The following is a 20,754-nucleotide window of genomic DNA, read 5'->3' as shown; positions in this document are numbered from 1 at the left end:
ATCAGATTCCTTGCTCGCTGAGCCACAGGTTCAGCGCCGCCAGCTGCCATAGCCGCGAACCGCGCAACGGCGTGAGCTGGCCGTTGGGGTCGGTGAGCAGGCGGTCGAGCATGGCCGGGTCGAACAGGCCGCGATCCTGGCTCGGATCCAGCAGCAGTTCGCGGACCCAGGCCAGGGTGTGGCCTTCCAGATGCTTGAGGCCTGGCACTGGGAAATAACCTTTCTTGCGGTCGATCACCTCGCTGGGGATCACCCGTCGGGCGGCTTCCTTGAGTACCTGCTTGCCACCATCGGGCAACTTGAACTTTGCCGGGACCCGGGCCGAAAGCTCCACCAAGCGGTAGTCCAGGAACGGCGTGCGCGCTTCCAGGCCCCAGGCCATGGTCATGTTGTCGACGCGCTTGACCGGGTCGTCCACCAGCATCACGGTGCTGTCCAGGCGCAGGGCCTTGTCCACCGCGGCATCGGCCCCGGGTTGGGCGAAATGTTCCTTGACGAAGTCACCGGCCGCGTCATTGGCCGTCAGCCAGTTAGGCTGCACGGTGGCGGCATATTCTTCGTAGCTGCGGTCGAAGAACGCAGCGCGATAGGCGGCGTACGGATCGCTGGCGCCATCGACCTGCGGGTACCAGTGGTAACCGGCGAACAGCTCGTCGGCGCCCTGGCCGCTTTGTACGACTTTGCAATGCTTGGCCACTTCCCGCGACAGCAGGTAGAAGGCGATGCAGTCGTGGCTGACCATCGGCTCGCTCATGGCGCGGAACGCCGCGGGCAGTTGCTCGATGATCTCTTTTTCGTCGATGCGCAGTTGGTGGTGGCGGGTGCCGTAGTGCTTGGCGATCAGGTCCGAATATTGGAATTCGTCACCGCGCTCGCCGCCGGCATCCTGGAAACCGATGGAGAACGTGGACAGGTCTTCCACGCCCACTTCCCGCAACAGACCCACCAACATGCTTGAGTCGACGCCCCCGGACAGCAGCACGCCGACATCCACGGCGGCACGCTGGCGAATGGCGACGGCTTCACGGGTGCTGTCGAGCACGCGGTCGGTCCAGTCTTCCAGGTTCAGGTGCTGTTCGTCGGCCCGAGGGCCGTAGGGCAGGGTCCACCAGGTTTTCTGCTCGGTGGTGCCGTCGGCTTCGATGCGCATCCAAGTAGCGGGCGGCAGTTTTTCAACACCGGCCAGCAAGGTACGGGGCGCCGGGACCACGGCGTGGAAATTCAGGTAATGGTTGAGGGCCACCGGGTCGAGCATGGGGTTGATGTCGCCGCCCTTGAGCAGGGCCGGCAATGCCGAGGCGAAACGTAGCCGCTGGCCGGTGCGCGACAGGTACAGCGGCTTGACGCCGAGGCGGTCGCGGGCGATGAACAGCCGCTTGGCATCGCGCTCCCAGATGGCGAACGCGAACATGCCGTTGAGCTTGGGCAGCAGCGCTTCGCCCCAGGCGTGGTAGCCCTTGAGCAGCACTTCGGTGTCGCCACCGGAATAGAAGGTGTAGCCCAGGGTTTCGAGCTCGGTGCGCAGTTCCGGGTAGTTGTAGATCGCGCCGTTGAAGGCCAGGGACAGGCCCAGTTGATTGTCGATCATCGGCTGGGCCGAGCCGTCCGACAGGTCCATGATTTTCAGGCGCCGATGGCCCAGGGCAATCGGCCCCTGGCTATGAAAACCCCACGCGTCAGGGCCACGAGGGGCCAGGTGATGGGTGATTCGCTCCACGGCCGCAAGGTCCGCAGGTTGTTGATCGAAACGTAACTCTCCAGCTAATCCGCACATAAGTCCTTACCGGTTTTTCCGTTGGGGAGGGGTCAAGCAGCACCTGCCAAAAGGGCAGGTACCCTGAAACTGACCGGAGGGATTGCTGTGAGTTTTAGATCGATGCGTTATAAGCCGGCGGGCGGGGTTGGGTTGAATGTCGCGTGATCCTTGTGGGAGCGAGCTTGCTCGCGATAGCGGAGGATCAGTTGACCTCTGAGTTGACTGACCCAACGCTATCGCGAGCAAGCTCGCTCCCACAAGGGTTGTGACATGTCTTAAGAAGTCGGTGCTAAGCCTTGCCCCGAATCAAGGCCCGCAACGCAAACCGGTTCGGGTGGCAGGCCTCGGCCACGCTGCGGGGCAGTGGCAGGGGGTCGTTGTCCAGCCAGGCGGCGATCAGTTCGCCCGACAGGGGCGCGGTGATCAGGCCTCGGGAACCGTGGCCGCTGTTGATGTACAGGCCCTCGAGCCACGGGCAAGGGACGTCCGGTACTTGGCGGGCATCTTTGCCCAGGGCCGCATAGGCGTCGGTAAAGGCTTGGCGGTCGGCCAACGGTCCGACAATCGGCAGGTAATCCGGGCTGGTGCAACGAAACGCCACGCGGCCTTCGAGGTGCTCCGGGTCCAAGGTAGCGGCGTTCAAGCGCTGCACCAGGTCTTGGGAGATTTCTTCGAGCATGCGCAGGTTGCCGGCGTGCTCGGCGGCGGTGGGGGTCAGGTCGTCGCTGTTGAAGTCGAAACTGGCGCCCAGGGTATGTTCACCCTGCCGCGGCGGCGCCACATAACCTTCGGCGCAGACCACCGTCGCCAGGCTCTGGCTGCGGCGGGTTTGCGGCAGACGGGTGATCTGCCCGCGAATGCGCTTGAGCGGCAAGTCGGCAGCCGGTTCGAAGCGTTTGATCTCGGCAGCACTGGCGAGGATCACCACCGGCGCACTGGCCAGGCAGCGTTCGCGGTCCCATGCCTGCCATTGGCCATCGACGCGGCGCAAGTGCAGCACGTCATGATGGGGTTGCACATCGATCGCCGGTCCCGAGGCTTGCCAGCGACACAACGCTGGCGGATGCACCCAGCCGCCCTCGGGATAAAACAAGCCTCCACAGGCCAGGCCGATACCGGATCGGGCCTGGGCCTCGGACTGATCCAGAGTGCGCAGTAGATCCGTTGGGAACGCCTCGGCCAGTTGTGCCTGGCGTTCGGCTTCCTTGCTGTTGAAGGCCAACTGCAAAACGCCGCAGGCATCCCAGTCAACGCCGCGTTGCAGTTGCTCCAGCACGCGTCGGGTGTAGCCGAAGCCGCTGAGGATCATCTGCGACAATGCGGTGCGGTGGGCCGACAACTTGAGGTACAGCACGCCCTGGGGGTTGCCGGAGGCCTCCTCGGCCAACCCGGCATGACGCTCCAGCAGCGTCACCTGCCAACCACGTGCGGCCAGGCTCGCCGCGCTGGCACAACCGGCCAGGCCGCCCCCGATCACCAGGGCCCGGCGCTCGCCGGTGGGGGGCACGGGGCGGGCGTACCAGGGTTTTGCCGGGGATGGCGCCGCCATCTGCTCCGGCCAGCCAAGAAACACGCCCCGCAGGATTTCCCACTTATGGCCGATGCCCGGCGTGCGCTTCATCTTGAAGCCCGCCGCGTTCAGCAAACGCCGGACCCAGCCGGTGCTGGTGAAGGTGCTGAGGGTGGCGCCGGGTGCGGCCAGCCGGGCCAGTTCGGCGAACAGCTCGGCGGTCCACATTTCGGGGTTCCGGGCCGGTGCGAAACCGTCCAGGAACCAGGCGTCGATCTGCCCGTCCAGTTGCGGCAACTGCTCCAGGGCATCGCCGATCAACAGGGTCAGCGTCACCCGCCCATTGGCCAGGACCAGGCGCTGGAACCCCTGATGGATCGCCACGTATTGCCCAAGCAGTTGCTCGGCCTGGAGGGCGAGCTGCGGCCAGAGGGCCAGGGCCCGGCACAGGTCCTGCGGAGTCAATGGATATTTCTCGACGCTGACGAAATGCAGCCGCGCCCCGGCCGGCGCGCATTGTTCGAACAACTGCCAGGCGCAGAGGAAATTCAAGCCGGTGCCAAAGCCGGTTTCGCCGATCACCAGGCGCCCGTCGGCGGGCAGCGTGGCAAAGCGCTCGGCCAGGTTGTTCTGTTCGAGAAACACGTAACGGGTTTCTTCCAGCCCGGACTGATCGGAGAAATACACGTCGTCGAACACCCGCGAACGCGGGCGACCCTGGTCGTCCCAGTCGAGTTGGGCGTGGTGCTGTACAGGCGTCATGGCAGGCTCGGTCGAAACTGAGCGGCCATTCTAGCCGATCGACTACCGATTGCTCCTGTGCATACGCATCCGTAGGAGCTGACGAGTGCAACGAGGCTGCGATCTTCGCTTGAGACTCAATTGACTGGGACAAGATCGCAGCCTCGTCGCACTCGACAGCTCCTACACAGCTCCTACACAGCTCCTACACGGGCCGCATCCAATCCGCTAGTCTTGCCCCAATCCCTGGAAGGAGCTGTCCATGTTCGAATCCGCTGAAATCGGTCACGTCATCGATAAAGACACCTTTGAGGCCGAGGTGCCGGCCCTGCGTGAAGCACTGCTGGAAGCGCAGTTCGAGTTGCAGCAGCAGGGTCGGTTTCCGGTCATCGTGTTGATCAACGGCATCGAAGGCGCGGGCAAGGGCGAGACGGTGAAGTTGCTCAATGAATGGATGGACCCGCGGCTGATCGAAGTGCGCACCTTCGACCAGCAGACCGACGAGGAACTGGCGCGGCCTCCCGCGTGGCGTTATTGGCGGATGCTGCCGGCCAAGGGGCGCATGGGGATTTTCTTCGGCAACTGGTACAGCCAGATGCTGCAAGGCCGGGTCCATGGCGAGTTCAAGGACCCACGGCTCGACCAGGCGATCGCCGGGGCCGAGCGCCTGGAAAAAATGCTCTGCGATGAGGGCGCGCTGATCTTCAAGTTCTGGTTCCACCTGTCCAAGAAACAAATGAAGGCCCGCCTCAAGGGGCTCAAGGATGACCCGCTGCACAGTTGGCGCATCAGCCCGCTGGATTGGCAGCAATCCCAGACCTATGACAAGTTCGTCAAATACGGCGAGCGTGTGCTGCGCCGCACCAGTCGCGATTACGCACCGTGGCATGTGATCGAAGGGGTGGACAGCTGTTATCGCAGCCTCACCGTCGGGCGGATCCTGCTCGACGGCTTGCGCCAGGCCCTGGACCGGCCGAAGATCAAGCCGCAAAAGGTCAGCGTGGCGCCGCTGCCCGAGTTGGATGGCCAGATCACGTTGCTCGACAGCCTGGACATGACCCGGCGCCTGGACAAGGCCGACTACGAAGAACAACTGATCACCGAGCAGGCGCGCTTCGCCGGGCTGCTGCGGGACAAACGCATGCGCCAGCATGCCTTGGTGGCGGTGTTCGAAGGCAATGACGCGGCGGGCAAGGGCGGGGCGATCCGGCGGGTCACGGCGGCCCTGGACCCGCGCCAATACAACATCGTGCCCATCGCCGCGCCCACGGAAGAAGAGCGCGCCCATCCCTACATGTGGCGGTTCTGGCGGCATATTCCCGCACGCGGCAAGTTCACCATGTTCGACCGCTCCTGGTACGGCCGGGTGCTGGTGGAGCGGGTCGAAGGGTTTTGCAGCCAGGCCGACTGGCTGCGGGCCTACGGGGAGATCAACGACTTCGAGGAACAGCTCGCCGATGCCGGTGTGGTGGTGGTCAAGTTCTGGCTGGCGATCGACAAGGAAACCCAGCTGGAACGTTTCCAGGAGCGCGAGGACATCCCGTTCAAACGCTTCAAGATCACCGAGGATGACTGGCGCAACCGCGACAAGTGGGATGACTACCGCGCCGCGGTGTGCGACATGGTCGACCGCACCAGCACCGAGATTGCACCCTGGACCTTGGTGGAGGCCAACGACAAGCGCTGGGCGCGGGTCAAGGTGTTGCGCACCCTCAACCAGGCGCTGGAGGCGGCTTTCGAGCGCAGTGCGAAACAGGCTCGCAAGAAGAAGCGCTAGGGCGATGGGTGCGCATACGCGAGGTGAATGATTGTCGCGGTCGGTTATCCGGTGGATCTATGCTCGATCCACTCTCAACCGACTACAACAATGAGGTGCAGCCATGCGTGAAGTGGTGATCGTCGACAGCGTACGGACCGGCCTGGCCAAGTCCTTTCGTGGCAAGTTCAACATGACCCGTCCGGATGACATGGCGGCCCATTGCGTCAATGCCTTGCTGGCGCGCAACGACATCAACCCGGCCAGTGTCGAGGACTGTATCGTCGGGGCCGGCTCCAATGAAGGTGCCCAGGGCTACAATATCGGGCGCAACGTGGCGGTGCTCTCGCAATTGGGCATCGGCACGGCCGGCATGACCCTCAACCGCTTCTGTTCTTCGGGCTTGCAAGCCATTGCCATCGCCGCCAACCAGATCGCTTCCGGTTGCAGCGACATCATCGTGGCCGGCGGGGTGGAGTCCATCAGCCTGACGATGAAAAGCGTCAACACCGACAACCTGATCAACCCGCTGCTCAAGGAGCAGGTGCCCGGGATTTATTTTCCCATGGGCCAGACCGCCGAAATCGTCGCCCGACGCTACCAGGTCAGCCGCGAGGAGCAGGATCGCTACGCCTTGCAGAGCCAGCAACGCACCGCCAAGGCCCAGGCGGCCGGGTTGTTCGATGACGAAATCATCCCGATGGCGGTCAAGTACCGGATCGAGGACAAGAACACGGGTGCCGTGCAGATCCTCGATGGCGTGGTCGATCGTGATGACTGCAACCGTCCCGACACCACCTATGAAAGCCTCGCGGGCCTGAAGCCGGTGTTTGCCGAAGACGGCTCGGTGACGGCGGGCAACTCCTCGCAGTTGTCCGATGGGGCTTCGATGACCTTGGTGATGAGCCTGGAAAAAGCCCTGGCCCTGGGGCTCAAGCCCAAGGCGTTTTTCCGTGGCTTTACGGTGGCCGGTTGCGAGCCGGACGAAATGGGTATCGGCCCGGTGTTTTCGGTGCCCAAGCTGCTCAAGGCCAAGGGCTTGCGGATCGCCGATATCGACCTGTGGGAACTCAACGAGGCGTTTGCATCCCAGTGCCTGTACAGCCGCGACCGGCTGGAAATCGATCCGCAGAAATACAACGTCAATGGCGGTTCGATCTCCATCGGCCATCCATTCGGCATGACCGGTTCGCGGCAGGTGGGGCATCTGGTGCGTGAGCTGCAACGGCGCAACCTGCGTTACGGCATCGTGACCATGTGCGTGGGCGGCGGGATGGGGGCTACGGGGTTGTTCGAGGCGGTGAGATAAGCATTGCACAGCGCTTTTGTGGCGACTGGACTGCGTAGGAGCTGTCGAGTGCAACGAGGCTGCGATCTTTCCCCAGCCGCTTGAATCTCAAGTAAAAGAGCAAAAGATCGCAGGCTTCGCCAGCTCCTACAGAGCCCAGTGGGAGCAAGAGCGCGGTGCGCTAGCTGGCGACCTGCGTCAGTTGCAGCATTCGCTGTACATACGCCTCTACCTCCCGCAACGCATCCTCGCGACTGGCGAACGGCCCTTCCTGGGTGCCTTCCCGGGTGTTGAAGTAAAATTCGCCGTTTATCCGGCAAATCCGATCACTGGGAAAGACCATCGCAGGGGCGAGGTCCTGGGCGCGTTTGCCGAGCATGAGGGGCTCCAAAAGAGGCGGCGGATCAGGTTGAGTGAAGTTTAGGGGCTGGCGTTGACGGCTGCTTGGCGAGCCGATAGGCGGCCATGTGCCATATCCGTACCCGGTTCAATTAATCCACAACTGTTCCTGTGTTGCTGGGCGATAGATGCCTAGAATGGGCGTTCTTTGTCCTGGGCTTCGAGGGTTGCATGCACATATCGTCCGGTCGCTGGGTCTACGGCTTGTTCCTTGCCCTGTTGACTGCCCTGCTCTGGGGAATCCTGCCGATCAAGCTCAAGCAAGTGCTGCAAGTGATGGACCCGGTCACCGTGACCTGGTTTCGCTTGCTGGTGTCCGGCGGTTTGCTGTTCATCTATCTGGCGGCCACCCGGCGCCTGCCCAGTCGCAAGGTGCTCGGCCCTCGCGGCGGCTGGCTGGTGGCGATGGCGGTGCTCGGGCTGGTGGGCAACTACGTGCTGTACCTGATGGGCCTGAATCGCTTGAGCCCCGGCACCGCGCAACTGGTGGTGCAGATGGGGCCGATCATGTTGCTGGTCGCCAGCCTGTTCGTGTTCAAGGAGCGGTTCAGCGTGGGGCAGGGCATCGGCCTGCTGGTGCTGCTGATCGGTTTCACGCTGTTTTTCAACCAGCGCCTGGGCGAGCTGCTGACGTCCCTGAGCGACTACACCGCCGGGGTGCTGATGGTGTTGCTGGCGTCGACGGTCTGGACGTTCTATGCCCTGGGCCAGAAGCAATTGTTGACGGTGTGGAACTCGTTGCAGGTGATGATGGTGATCTACCTGTTCTGCGCGTTGCTGCTCACACCCTGGGTGCATCCGTTGGAGGCGCTGCAATTGAGCCCGTTGCAAGGTTGGTTGTTGCTCGCTTGCTGCCTCAACACACTGATTGCCTATGGCGCGTTTGCCGAAGCCCTGGCCCATTGGGAAGCGTCGCGGGTCAGCGCGACCCTGGCGATCACGCCGCTGGTGACCTTCGCCGCGGTGGCGATGGCGGCCTGGTGGTGGCCTGATTATGTCCATGCCGAGCAGATCAATCTGTTGGGCTATGGCGGGGCGGTGCTGGTGGTCCTGGGGTCGGCGCTGGTTGCCCTGGGGCCCTCGCTGATCGCCGGGCTCAGGGCCCGGCGCGAGCGCTTGGCTGTCGGGCGTTAGCCCCTGTGGGAGCGAGCCTGCTCGCGATAACGGCTTGTGAGGCAACAGTGATGTCGAGCCTGCCGGCCTCATCGCGAGCAAGCTCGCTCCCACAGTGGATCTTCAGTGGATGTCCTATCGCGGTCCACGCTGTCCCTGTGGGAGCGAGCTTGCTCGCGATAGCGCACTATCGATCAAGGCAAAACTCAGCCCTGGCTACCCGCTTCCAGCATATTCTCCGGCCTCACCCAGGCATCGAACTCTTCATCGGTCAGGTACCCCAGCTGCAACGCCGCCTCGCGCAAGGTCAGCCCTTCACCGTAGGCTTTCTTGGCGATTTCCGCTGACTTGTCGTAGCCGATGTGTGGGTTCAGCGCGGTCACCAGCATCAACCCTCGTTCCAGGTGCGCGGCCATCTGCTCGGCGTCCGGCTCGAGCCCGGCGATGCAGTGCTGCTGGAAGTTGCTGCAGCCGTCGGCCAACAGGCGAATCGATTGCAGCAGGTTATGGATGATCACCGGCTTGAACACGTTCAACTGCAAATGCCCCTGGCTGGCGGCGAAACCGATGGTCACGTCGTTGCCCATGACCTGGCAGGCCAGCATCGACAAGGCTTCGCACTGGGTCGGGTTGACCTTGCCTGGCATGATGGAACTGCCTGGTTCGTTGGCCGGCAGTTTCACCTCGGCGAACCCGGCCCGTGGCCCGGAGCCCAGCAGGCGCAGGTCGTTGGCGATTTTCATCAGGGTCACGGCGAGGGTTTTCAGCGCGCCGGACAACGAGGTCAGGGGTTCATGGCCGGCCAACGCGGCAAACTTGTTGGGTGCGGTGACGAACGGCAGGCCCGACAGCGCCGCCAGTTCAGCGGCAATCGCTTCGCCGAACCCATGGGGTGAATTGAGCCCGGTGCCCACTGCCGTGCCGCCCTGGGCCAGTTCGCAGACCGCCGGTAGCGCGGCGCGAATCGCCCGTTCGGCGTAATCGAGCTGTGCAATGAACGCCGACAGCTCCTGGCCAAAGGTGATCGGCGTGGCATCCATCATGTGGGTACGGCCGGTCTTGACCAGCTTCATGTGGCGCGCGGCCAGCTCCGCGAGACCGCCGGACAGCTCGCCGATGGCCGGCAACAATTGCTGATGCACGGCCTGGGCGGCGGCGATGTGCATCGCGGTGGGGAAGCAGTCGTTGGAGCTCTGCGAACGGTTGACATGGTCGTTGGGGTGCACCGGGCTCTTGCCGCCGCGGGGGTTGCCGGCCAGTTCGTTGGCGCGTCCGGCGATCACTTCGTTGACGTTCATGTTGCTCTGGGTCCCGCTGCCGGTCTGCCAGACCACCAGTGGGAACTGATCGTCGTGCTGGCCGGCCAACACTTCGTCGGCGGCCTGTTCGATCAGGCGGGCGATGTCGGCAGGCAGGTCGCCATTGCGATCATTGACTCGTGCGGCGGCCTTCTTGATCAGCGCCAGGGCGTGCAACACCGACAGCGGCATGCGTTCGTTGCCAATGGCGAAGTTGATCATGGAACGCTGCGTCTGCGCGCCCCAGTAGGCGTCGTCCGGGACTTCAACCTGGCCAAGGCTGTCGGTTTCGATACGGCTCATCGGGTCAAACTCCTTAAGGGCTGAATGCGCAGTTTAGGCCTAGATGGGCGGCTCCGGTTCCCTCAATCATCCCTCAATCCAGCAACGGTGGCTTCGGCCCGTCAATCGGACCCGACAACCATCGGGGTTGAGCCCCGGCGTTTTTTAGGCGCAGAATGGTCGCCCTTGGGGTTTTACCTCGCCTGTAATGAAAGGAAACTCGATGACCCGTCTTCGTGCCATCTGTACCGCAGTTGCTCTGGTGTGTGCCAGCGGCCCTGTTTTCGCCGATACCGCCAGCCACAACGCCAGCGCCGAAGCGTTCCTGACCCTGGCGCACGCTGACAAACTGGGCACTCCGGTGTACATGCAAGTGCAGCAGATGTTCGCCCAGCGCTTTGAACAGACCAAGGCCCCTGAGTCGAAAAAAGCCACCCTGGAAACCTACCAGGCCAAGGCCAATGCCGCGCTGGACCAAGCCATCGGCTGGAACAAGCTCAAGCCGGACATGGTCAAGCTCTACACCAGCAACTTCAACGAATCGGAGCTCAAGGACCTGGTCGCCTTCTACCAGTCGCCACTGGGCAAGAAAGTCCTGGAAAAAATGCCACAGTTGACCCAGCAATCGGCCCAACTGACCCAGGCCAAGCTGGAAAGCGCGGTGCCGGTGGTCAACAAGCTGCTGGCCGACATGACGGCCGAACTCGAGCCAAAAGCCGCTCCAGCCAAGAAAAAGCCGTAAGCGGAGCCCGGTATGAGCATGCAACAACGCATCGAATCAACGCTCGGGCTGTTGCAGCCCGAGCATTTGCAAGTGCTGGATGAAAGCCACATGCACAGCCGTGGCCTGCAGACCCACTTCAAGGCCGTGGTGGTCAGCCAGCAGTTCGAAGGGCTCAATCGCGTCAAGCGTCACCAGAAGGTCTATGGCACGCTGGGCGAGCTGATGGGCGAATTCCATGCGTTGGCGCTGCACACCTACACACCCGAGGAATGGGCCCGGATCGACGCGGCCCCGGCTTCGCCGACCTGTGCCGGTGGTAGCAAGCACTGATCGATAGGGCTTGCTCCCATTGGGGCTGTAGGTGCTGTCGAGTGCAACGAGGCTGCGATCTTTCTCCTTGCACTTGAATCTCAAGCGAAAGATTAAAAGATCGCAGGCTTCGCCAGCTCCTACAGAGCAGCCGGCGGTAAGCTCCCTCGCCACGATAAGCGCTTCGCTCCACTTGCCTGCAGGGCACTTCGCTCCTAAAGCCATATTGTTTTTGCTAGAATCCGCAACGCGCCGCTCATCCGGCGCGTTTTTTTTCGTATCCGGTTCACCCTTTACGAGGGTAGCCACCTGGAGAAACACCCATGACACAACCCATTGTCGTGGCGGCACTGTATAAGTTCGTCACCCTGGAAGATTACGTCGAGCTGCGTGAGCCCTTGCTCAAGGCCATGCTCGACAACGGCATCAAAGGTACGTTGCTGATCGCCGAGGAAGGCATCAACGGCACGGTCTCCGGCACCCGCGAAGGCATCGACGGCCTGCTGGCCTGGCTCAAGAACGATCCGCGCATGATCGACATCGACCATAAAGAGTCGTATTGCGATGAGCAGCCGTTCTACCGCACCAAGGTCAAGCTCAAGAAAGAAATCGTCACCCTTGGCGTCGAAGGCGTGGACCCGAACAAGCAAGTCGGCACCTACGTCGAACCGCGGGACTGGAATGCGCTGATCAGCGATCCGGAAGTGCTGCTGATCGACACTCGCAACGATTATGAAGTGTCCATCGGCACCTTCGAAGGCGCCATCGACCCCAAGACCACCAGCTTTCGCGAGTTCCCCGAGTACATCAAGGCCCACTTCGACCCGGCCAGGCACAAGAAAGTCGCGATGTTCTGCACCGGTGGCATTCGCTGTGAAAAAGCCTCCAGCTACATGCTTGGCCAGGGGTTCGACGAGGTCTATCACCTCAAGGGCGGCATCCTGAAATACCTCGAAGAGGTCCCTCAGGAGGAAACCAAGTGGCGCGGCGACTGCTTCGTGTTCGATAACCGCGTGACCGTTCGCCACGACCTCAGCGAAGGGGACTACGATCAATGTCATGCTTGTCGTACTCCGGTGAGCGTGGAAGACCGCGCTTCGGAGCACTATGTGCCTGGCATCAGTTGCCCGCATTGCTGGGATAAGCTGAGCGAGAAAACCCGTCGCAGCGCCATCGACCGGCAGAAACAGATCGAGTTGGCCAAGGCGCGCAACATGCCGCACCCGATCGGCTACAACTACAAGCAAACATCTTCCGAGGCTTGAGCCATGACGTCACGCCTGCTCTATGTGATGGACCCGATGTGTTCCTGGTGCTGGGGCTTTGCGCCGGTGGCCGAGGCGTTGGTCGAGCAGGCGCACGCCGCAGGTGTGGAGTTGCACCTGGTGGTGGGCGGTTTGCGCACCGGCAGCGGTTCGGCGCTGGAGCCGACCACCCGGCGCTACATTCTCGAGCACTGGCAGGCCGTGACCCAGGCCACTGGCCAGCCCTTCAAGTTTGAAGGCGCGTTGCCGGATGGTTTCGTCTACGACACCGAGCCCGCCTGCCGGGCAGTGGTGACGGCCCGCAGCCTGGCCCCGGACCTGGCCTGGACGCTGGTGAAGCTGATCCAACAGGCTTTTTATGTACAAGGCCGTGACGTTACCCACGCCAGCGTCCTGGTGGAACTGGCCGAGCAGGCGGGGTTGCCACGCATCGAATTCGCCGCGGCCTTCGACCGCGCCGACCAGCACGCGGCCACCGCGGCGGATTTCACCTGGGTCCAGGATTTGGGCATTGCCGGGTTTCCCACGCTACTGGCCGAGCGTGACGGCCAGTTGGCCTTGCTGACCAACGGTTACCAGCCCCTGAGCCAGTTGTCGCCCTTGCTTGGCCGCTGGCTGGAGCGCGCGACCTGTGCCTGAGCGGCTGTCAGCCCCATCGACCTCGCAGCGCATCGACCGGTTGAGCTGGGCGGAGATCCGTCGCCTGGCCCTCAAACATAAAAAAGCCCTGTGGATCGCCAACGGCGTGGCCGTGCTGGCGACGCTGTGCAGCGTGCCGATTCCGTTGCTGTTGCCGCTGCTGGTGGACGAGGTCCTGCTGGGCCACGGCGATGCGGCCCTGAAAGTCATGAACCATGCCTTACCCACGGCCTGGCAGAGCGCAGCCGGCTACATCGGGCTGATGTTGCTGGCGACCCTGACCCTGCGCTGTGGCGCCTTGCTGTTCAACGTGGTGCAGGCGCGCCTGTTCGCCAGGCTGGCCAAGGACATTGTCTATCGCATTCGCATCCGCTTGATCGAACGCCTCAAGCGAATCTCCCTGGGCGAGTACGAAAGCCTGGGCAGCGGCACTGTGGCGGCCCACCTGGTCACCGACCTGGACACCCTCGACAAATTCATCGGCGAGACCCTCAGCCGTTTCCTGGTGGCGATGCTGACCCTGGTGGGCACCGCCGGGATCCTGGTGTGGATGCACTGGAAGCTGGCGCTGCTGATCCTGCTGTTCAACCCGCTGGTGATCTACGCCACAGTGCAACTGGGCAAGCGGGTCAAACACCTCAAGAAGCTGGAGAACGACAGCACCTCGCGCTTCACCCAGGCCTTGACCGAAACCCTGGATGCCATCCAGGAAGTGCGCGCCGGCAACCGCCAGGGGTATTTCCTTGGCCGATTGGGGATGCGTGCCAAGGAGGTCCGCGATTACGCCGTGAATTCGCAGTGGAAAACCGATGCCTCGAACCGCGCCAGTGGTTTGCTGTTCCAGTTCGGCATCGATATTTTTCGCGCGGCGGCCATGCTCACCGTGGTGTTTTCCGACCTGTCCATCGGCCAGATGCTGGCGGTGTTCAGCTACCTCTGGTTCATGATCGGCCCGGTCGAGCAACTGTTGAACCTGCAATACGCCTATTACGCGGCCGGCGGCGCCTTGAACCGGATCAACGAACTGCTGGCCCGGGCCGACGAGCCCCAGTACACGGGGGGCGTCGATCCGTTCAAGGGCCGTGACACCGTGGGCATCGAAATCCAGGGGTTGAGTTTCGGTTACGGCGAGGAGCTGGTGCTCGACCAGTTGAACCTGTCCATTTCGCCGGGCGAGAAAGTCGCCATCGTCGGGGCCAGTGGCGGCGGCAAGAGCACCTTGGTGCAGTTGCTGCTGGGGCTGTACACGCCACAGTCGGGCAGCATTCGTTTTGGCGGCGCCACGCAGCAGGAGATCGGCCTGGAAACCATTCGGGAGAATGTCGCAGTGGTGTTGCAACATCCGGCGCTGTTCAACGACACGGTACGGGCCAACCTTGCCATGGGGCGTGAATGCAGCGACGACGACTGCTGGCGGGCATTGGAAATCGCCCAGCTCGACGCCACGGTACGGGCGTTGCCCCAGGGCCTGGAAAGCGTGGTAGGGCGTTCCGGGGTTCGGCTGTCGGGCGGACAGCGCCAACGGCTGGCCATCGCCCGCATGGTACTGGCCGACCCGCGGGTGGTGATTCTCGACGAAGCCACTTCGGCATTGGACGCGGCCACCGAGTACAACCTTCACCAGGCGCTGGCGCGTTTTTTGAGCGCGCGCACCACATTGATCATCGCCCACCGGCTTTCGGCGGTGAAGCAGGCCGATCGGGTATTGGTGTTCGACGGTGGGCAAGTCGCCGAAGACGGCGACCATTTGCAGTTGATTGCCGACGGGGGTCTCTACGCTCGACTCTACGGTCATTTGCAACAGATACAACAGCCTTGAGTTTCCCGCCGTTTTCTGTGCTTAGTATCGGAAAAAACAGGCAAACACGCCGATTCTTCCAAATTCCACGCAAAGATCTCTTCATCCATCCATTCTATGGGGCGAAAACTAGCCTAGGCTGTTGAGTCAGGAGCGGAATTCTGGCGGGTGTTCGTCCGGCAGTACCTGTGCAAGGGACCTCATGAAGCAAAAGCAGACTCTCGGAACACCACGGCTGCTGGGCATCGTCTGGCCCTTTATTGCCGTTGTGCTATTTCAGGCATTGCTTGGCGGCGTCAGCCTTTATGTGCTTTCCGCAGTCCGCGGCTATGTAGCGGGGGAGAGTCTCTGGTCCAAGGGCCAGAAAGACGCCATCTATTACCTCAACCTCTACGCCGACAGCCGCGACGAGGCAATTTTCCGCAAATACCAGCAAGCCATCGCCGTACCCGAGGGCGGCCATGAACTGCGGGTAGCGCTGGACCGCCAACCGCCGAACCTGGAAGCGGCACGGGCCGGCATCCTCAAGGGCGGCAATCACCCGGACGATGTGGCCAGCCTGATCTGGCTTTATCTGAATTTCCGTCACTTCAGTTATCTGGAAGAAGCCATCGATCTCTGGACGGTGGGCGATGGCTACCTGACCGAACTGGATAACGTTGCCCGGCAGATGCACAGCAGTATTGTCGCGGGCCAGGCGTCAGAGGTGGATATTCGCGGCTGGAAGGCCCAGATCTTTGCGATCAACGATTCCGTCACCCCGGCTGCCAAGGCGTTTAGCGACGCATTGGGCGAGGGCTCGCGTTTCATCCTGCGGCTCTTGCTGGTGACCAATTTCGCCACCGCCCTGGGGTTGATCGTCCTGGCGTTGTTGCGTACCCATAAACTGCTGGCCCAGCGGCAGGTGTTCGCCAATGCGCTGCAGATGGAGAAAGAGCGGGCACAGATCACCCTGCAATCCATCGGCGATGGGGTGATCACCACCGACGTGGAGGGGGCCATCGCCTACATGAACCCCGCCGCCGAAGCGATGACCCACTGGAAAGCCGAACACGCCACGGGCTTGCCCCTGGCCGCATTGTTCAATTTGCTCGATGACAATGCCCAGACCGAAGGACTGACCCTGATCGAGCACATCCTCAGCGGTCGGCTCAGCGGCGCCAGTGAACATTCGAAACTGATCCAGCGCCTGGATGGCAGCACCGTGTCGGTCACCCTGGTGGGCGCTCCGATCCGCCATGCGGGCAAGGTCAGTGGCGCCGTGCTGGTGCTGCATGACATGACCCAGGAGCGGCAATACATCGCCAACCTGTCGTGGCAGGCCACCCATGACGCCCTGACTGGCCTGGCCAACCGCCGCGAATTCGAGTATCGCCTCGAGCAGGCCTTGCACAACCTCACTCGCCAGATCGGGCGCCATGCCTTGATGTTTCTCGACCTGGATCAGTTCAAGCTGGTCAACGACACCTGCGGTCATGCGGCGGGTGACGAATTGTTGCGGCATATCTGCGCCTTGCTGCAGTCAGGGCTGCGGGAAAACGACACCCTGGCCCGGCTGGGTGGCGATGAGTTCGGGATCCTGCTGGAGAACTGTTCGCCGGAGGCGGCGGAAAAAATCGCCGAAGGGCTGCGCCAGACCGTGCAGAACCTGCACTTTGTCTGGAAGGGCCGGCCGTTCGTGACCACCGTGAGCATCGGCCTGGTGCATATCGCCCAGACTCCGACGACCCTGGAGGCTTCCCTGCGGGCTGCCGACATGGCCTGTTACATGGCCAAGGAAAAGGGGCGCAACCGGGTCCAGGTCTATCATGCCGACGACTCGGAGTTGTCCCTGCGCTTTGGCGAGATGGCCTGGGTCCAGCGCTTGCACATGGCCCTGGAGGAAAATCGCTTTTGCCTGTACGCCCAGGAAATCGCCGCGCTGGGTCCGGGCGATCATGGTGGCGGGCACATTGAAGTCCTGTTGCGCCTGCATGACGAAGCCGGGCGGATGATCCTGCCGGACAGCTTCATTCCTGCGGCGGAACGTTACGGGCTGATGACGTCCCTGGACCGTTGGGTCGTGGAGAACGTCTTCAAGATCATCCGCCAGTGCCTGAATGAATCGCGGCAGGGCCCCATGGCGATGTGTGCGATTAATCTGTCAGGCACAACTATCGGAGATCAGGCGTTCCTCGACTTCCTGCGTAAACAGTTTGTGGCTTACTCGATTCCGCCGGAAATGATTTGTTTTGAAATTACAGAGACCAGCGCTATTTCGAATTTGGGCAGTGCGATCCGCTTTATCAATGAACTCAAGAGCTTGGGCTGCTATTTTTCTCTGGACGACTTTTGCGCCGGAATGTCTTCATTCGCTTACCTGAAACATTTACCTGTAGACTTCTTGAAGATCGACGGGAGTTTCGTAAAGGATATGCTGGACGACCCGATTAACCGTGCAATGGTCGAAGTGATCAATCACATCGGGCACGTCATGGGTAAGCGCACGATTGCCGAGTTTGTTGAAACCGCCCAGATCGAGCAGGCATTGCTGGAGATAGGGGTGGACTATGCTCAGGGGTATGTGATCGAACGCCCGCAATTGTTTACCTGCGACACGTTGCAATGTCGGCCGGCCCGGCCCCAGCCACTGTTATTCAAGGCCCCCGGCACGTTCCGCTGAAACTCTTGTTGATCCGAGAAAATCACAATCAAAAGGAGCCCGACAGTGATCGACACATTCAACCGAACAGGCCCGCTCATGGACGCCACAAGCTATCCGAAATGGGCACAGCAGCTCATTACCGATTGCAGCGAGAGCAAGCGCCGGGTTGTCGAACACGAACTGTATCAGCGCATGCGCGACAACAAGCTCAGCGCCAAGACCATGCGCCACTACCTCATTGGTGGTTGGCCGGTCGTCGAACAGTTCGCTTTATACATGGCACAGAACCTCACCAAGACCCGCTTTGCCCGCCACCCCGGCGAGGACATGGCGCGTCGCTGGCTGATGCGCAACATTCGTGTCGAACTCAACCATGCCGACTACTGGGTCAACTGGAGCGCCGCCCATGGCGTGACCCTGGAAGACCTGCAAGCCCAGCAGGTACCGCCTGAGCTGCATGCCTTGAGCCACTGGTGCTGGCACACCAGTTCCTCGGACTCGTTGATCGTGGCCATCGCCGCGACCAACTACGCCATCGAAGGCGCCACGGGAGAGTGGTCGGCGCTGGTGTGTTCCAATGGTGTCTACGCGGCCGCCTTCGCCGAGGAAGACCGCAAGCGGGCCATGAAATGGCTGAAGATGCATGCCCAGTACGACGATGCCCATCCTTGGGAAGCCCTGGAAATCATCTGTACGCTGGCGGGGATGAACCCGAGCAAGGCCCTGCAAACGGAGCTGCGCCAGGCCGTGTGCAAGAGCTATGACTACATGTACCTGTTCCTGGAGCGTTGCATGCAGCTGGAACAGGCTGAGCCTGCCAGCAGGGCGTCTGCCACCCGTGAGCGTCTGGCGCTGGCCGGTAGCTGATTACTACCGCTACAGATAGACACAACCTGTGGGAGCGAGCCTGCTTGCGAAGAGGTCTGGGCAGTCGACGGGGAGGTTGACTGCCGGGCCCCTATCGCGAGCAGGCTCGCTCCCACAGTTGTTTTGGATGAGTGCTGGCTTCAGGTTCACCCCAAATCCCTGTGGGAGCGAGCTCGTTCCCACAATCGTTTTCAGCCGGCCATTGCCAGCCGATTGCGGCCTTCGCGCTTGGCTACGTACAGCGCGCTGTCGGCCCTGCGCAGCAGGCTTTCCGAGGACTCCCCTGGTAGCAGGGTGGCGCACCCCAGGCTGACCGTCAGCTCGATCCTTGTGCCTGCGGCGAAGTAATCCTGGGTCTGGGCGGCATGACGCAGTCGTTCGCCGACCATGGCCGCCGCATCACGGCTGGTATTGGCCAGCAGAATCAGAAACTCTTCACCACCGAACCGGAACACCATGTCCACATTGCGCAGTTGGCCCTTGATCGACTCGGCCACGGCCTTGAGCACGTCGTCGCCAACGCCGTGACCATGGCTGTCGTTGATGCGCTTGAAATGATCGATATCGAGCATCAGCACCGACAAGGGTTGCGAATGACGCTTGGCCATGTCGATTTCCCGCATCAGGGTCTGATCCATGGCGATGCGGTTGCCGGTACCGGTCAGCGGATCGCGCAGGGCGCTTTGGGTTGCGGCGCGGTAGAGCAGCGCGTTGCGCAGTGGATACAGCAGCGTCGACATGATGGATTCAAGGTCGCTCTGTTCCGTCTCGGAGAAACGTTGGTTACGACGGAATACCAGCTCACCCAGGTGTTCGCCTTCATGGCTGAGGTTATAGCTGAGGGTGTGATGCCCGCGTTGCCCGAACTCCAGGCGCAGGTCACTGGCTTTGTGCTGATAAGCCAACGCATCCAGGGGCACCAGTCGCTGGATTTCCCGGAAAAACAGGCCCAGGATCCGCTGCGGCTCCAGGCTGGTCTGTAGTTGCTGGCTCAGTTGCTGGCGCAATTGCGACAGACTGACCGAGCGTGCAGGGAGCGGCGATGGCTGGGTCAGGCCCAAACGCTGCAATTTGGCGCTGTCGAAGTCGAACGCGTTGATCTGGTTGGGCGTTTTCATTTGGCGTTAGCCCCTAAGCTAAATCTGTCCCGCAGGTTGGGTGTGGCGGCTTTGGGCTGCGCGTCTTACTGGTCCTTCAGTCCCGTAGGACAACTGATTTGAGTCTAGTCCGCTTTCCATGGCAGGCATAAGTCTCGTCTCACCGTCCATTACCTGCCGAACATGGCATGTTTGAAGAGGTTAGAGCGAAAGTCGTGCCATTCGGTTCACTTGTGTAAAAACCGATTAGGAATCAATGAATTGATAGCGAGTCGCGAACGCAGGGGCGACGTGGACTTGGCGGTTCGTCTGGTTTGGCGTCGACCGGGGCCGCCATCGCGACGGTAAATCGTCGCGATGGCGGCTTCATAATTGTGCGTTATTGTGCGTTGAACGCCTGACCGTTGACGCCGGTGCTGTCCGGGCCCATGAGGTACAGGTAGACCGGCATGATCGCTTCGGGCGTCGGGTTGTTGAGCGGGTTTTCTCCCGGGTAGGCCTGGGCGCGCATGCTGGTGCGGGTGGCGCCGGGGTTGATGCTGTTGGCGCGCACGGCGGCGACGGTGTCGACTTCGTCGGCCAGGGTCTGCATCAGCCCCTCGGTGGCGAACTTGGACACGCCATAGGCGCCCCAGTAGGCCCGGCCCTTGCGGCCGACGCTGCTGGAGGTGAACACCACGGACGCGTCCTTGGACAGCTTGAGCAGCGGCAGCAAGGTGCTGGTGAGCATGAACATTGCGTTGACGTTGACGTGCATCACCCGCATGAAGTTCTCACCGGACAATTGTTCCAGTGGGGTGCGTGGGCCGATGATCGAGGCGTTGTGCAGCAAGCCGTCCAGATGCCCGAACTCGGTTTCGATCATCGCCGCCAGTTCATCGTACTGATGGGGCAGTGCGGTTTCGAGGTTGAACGGGATCACCGCTGGCTGCGGATGACCGGCCGCTTCGATTTCATCGTAGATCTGGGTCAGGTTGGCTTCGGTCTTGCCCAGCAGCAGTACGGTGGCACCGTGGGCGGCGTAGGTTTTCGCCGCTGCGGCACCGATTCCGCGACCGGCGCCGGTGACCAGGATCACCCGGCCATTGAGCAGGTCGGGACGGGCGGAATAATCAAACATAAAAAACCTCAACAAATCAATCTGTTGGCAGGAGCGATAGTGGCGAGGGGATTGAGCCCCGCTGCTGGGAGCAGGCTGTGGGAGCAAAGCTTGCTCGCGAAACAGGCACCTCGATTCCTGAACGACCGCATCGCCTTCATCGCGGGCA

16 protein-coding genes are annotated in these 20,754 nt (G+C 61.9%); 10 read left to right on the top strand and 6 right to left on the bottom strand.

From position 1 onward, the window contains the following. Position 1 precedes the first annotated feature (1 nt). Both BLQ55_RS06235 and mnmC read right to left on the bottom strand, forming a co-directional pair. Positions 2-1,774 (bottom strand): N-acetylglutaminylglutamine amidotransferase, encoded by a 1,773-nt coding sequence (locus tag BLQ55_RS06235; protein WP_092197735.1) that lies wholly within the window; start codon positions 1,772-1,774, stop codon positions 2-4. A gap of 271 nt (positions 1,775-2,045) precedes the next feature. After that, positions 2,046-4,028 (bottom strand): bifunctional tRNA (5-methylaminomethyl-2-thiouridine)(34)-methyltransferase MnmC2/FAD-dependent 5-carboxymethylaminomethyl-2-thiouridine(34) oxidoreductase MnmC1, encoded by a 1,983-nt coding sequence (gene mnmC / locus BLQ55_RS06230; RefSeq protein WP_092252962.1) that lies wholly within the window; start codon positions 4,026-4,028, stop codon positions 2,046-2,048. A gap of 241 nt (positions 4,029-4,269) precedes the next feature. Between mnmC and pap the strand changes: the two genes are divergently transcribed. Both pap and BLQ55_RS06220 read left to right on the top strand, forming a co-directional pair. Further along, positions 4,270-5,784, top strand: a complete 1,515-nt coding sequence (gene pap / locus BLQ55_RS06225; protein ID WP_092252960.1) for a polyphosphate:AMP phosphotransferase — start codon at positions 4,270-4,272, stop codon at positions 5,782-5,784. Between the two features lie 103 nt (positions 5,785-5,887). After that, positions 5,888-7,072: a thiolase family protein gene (locus tag BLQ55_RS06220; protein ID WP_092252958.1), complete on the top strand. Its 1,185-nt coding sequence runs from the start codon at positions 5,888-5,890 to the stop codon at positions 7,070-7,072. A gap of 160 nt (positions 7,073-7,232) precedes the next feature. Here the strand turns inward: BLQ55_RS06220 and BLQ55_RS06215 are convergent, their stop codons facing one another. Beyond that, on the bottom strand, positions 7,233-7,430 hold the full coding sequence (locus tag BLQ55_RS06215) for a DUF6316 family protein (protein ID WP_060738608.1): 198 nt from the start codon (positions 7,428-7,430) through the stop codon (positions 7,233-7,235). 191 nt (positions 7,431-7,621) lie between these two features. On the opposite strand from BLQ55_RS06215, the gene BLQ55_RS06210 reads away from it, so the two are divergent. After that, a complete protein-coding gene (locus tag BLQ55_RS06210; RefSeq protein WP_041475797.1) occupies positions 7,622-8,584 on the top strand; it encodes a DMT family transporter in 963 nt (320 codons plus the stop codon). A 185-nt stretch (positions 8,585-8,769) separates the two neighbouring features. Here BLQ55_RS06210 and BLQ55_RS06205 read toward each other — a convergent pair whose 3' ends face one another. After that, positions 8,770-10,164, bottom strand: a complete 1,395-nt coding sequence (locus BLQ55_RS06205; RefSeq protein ID WP_092167491.1) for a class II fumarate hydratase — start codon at positions 10,162-10,164, stop codon at positions 8,770-8,772. Positions 10,165-10,366: 202 nt separating this feature from the next. On the opposite strand from BLQ55_RS06205, the gene BLQ55_RS06200 reads away from it, so the two are divergent. From BLQ55_RS06200 to BLQ55_RS06170, 7 genes are all read left to right on the top strand, one after another. Beyond that, complete coding sequence (locus BLQ55_RS06200) at positions 10,367-10,885, top strand: DUF2059 domain-containing protein (RefSeq protein WP_060738605.1); 519 nt, start codon at positions 10,367-10,369, stop codon at positions 10,883-10,885. A 12-nt stretch (positions 10,886-10,897) separates the two neighbouring features. Then, the gene (locus tag BLQ55_RS06195) at positions 10,898-11,197 is read left to right on the top strand and encodes a BolA family protein (RefSeq protein WP_060738604.1); all 300 of its coding nucleotides are present in this window, start codon (positions 10,898-10,900) and stop codon (positions 11,195-11,197) included. Between the two features lie 302 nt (positions 11,198-11,499). Then, positions 11,500-12,441: an oxygen-dependent tRNA uridine(34) hydroxylase TrhO gene (locus tag BLQ55_RS06190; protein ID WP_072408456.1), complete on the top strand. Its 942-nt coding sequence runs from the start codon at positions 11,500-11,502 to the stop codon at positions 12,439-12,441. 36 nt (positions 12,442-12,477) lie between these two features. Continuing rightward, entirely contained in the window at positions 12,478-13,080 is a 603-nt protein-coding gene (locus BLQ55_RS06185; RefSeq protein WP_170847552.1) for a DsbA family protein, read from the top strand. Between the two features lie 4 nt (positions 13,081-13,084). Continuing rightward, positions 13,085-14,899 (top strand): ABC transporter ATP-binding protein, encoded by a 1,815-nt coding sequence (locus BLQ55_RS06180; protein WP_371128520.1) that lies wholly within the window; start codon positions 13,085-13,087, stop codon positions 14,897-14,899. A 181-nt stretch (positions 14,900-15,080) separates the two neighbouring features. Then, positions 15,081-17,540, top strand: coding sequence for an EAL domain-containing protein (locus BLQ55_RS06175; protein WP_092197721.1), 2,460 nt, complete (start codon positions 15,081-15,083; stop codon positions 17,538-17,540). Between the two features lie 78 nt (positions 17,541-17,618). Then, on the top strand, positions 17,619-18,389 hold the full coding sequence (locus BLQ55_RS06170) for an iron-containing redox enzyme family protein (RefSeq protein WP_219734601.1): 771 nt from the start codon (positions 17,619-17,621) through the stop codon (positions 18,387-18,389). Positions 18,390-18,580: 191 nt separating this feature from the next. Here the strand turns inward: BLQ55_RS06170 and BLQ55_RS06165 are convergent, their stop codons facing one another. Together BLQ55_RS06165 and BLQ55_RS06160 are read right to left on the bottom strand one after the other, a co-directional pair. Further along, positions 18,581-19,507: a GGDEF domain-containing protein gene (locus BLQ55_RS06165; RefSeq protein WP_092252956.1), complete on the bottom strand. Its 927-nt coding sequence runs from the start codon at positions 19,505-19,507 to the stop codon at positions 18,581-18,583. Positions 19,508-19,865: 358 nt separating this feature from the next. Beyond that, complete coding sequence (locus BLQ55_RS06160) at positions 19,866-20,606, bottom strand: YciK family oxidoreductase (protein ID WP_092252954.1); 741 nt, start codon at positions 20,604-20,606, stop codon at positions 19,866-19,868. Positions 20,607-20,754 lie beyond the last annotated feature (148 nt).

Source organism: Pseudomonas sp. NFACC13-1 (assembly GCF_900104425.1).
Classification (GTDB): Bacteria; Pseudomonadota; Gammaproteobacteria; order Pseudomonadales; family Pseudomonadaceae; genus Aquipseudomonas; species Aquipseudomonas fluorescens_AA.
Note: the sequence above shows the minus strand (reverse complement) of the source record. Positions and strands in the feature narration are given on the sequence as shown.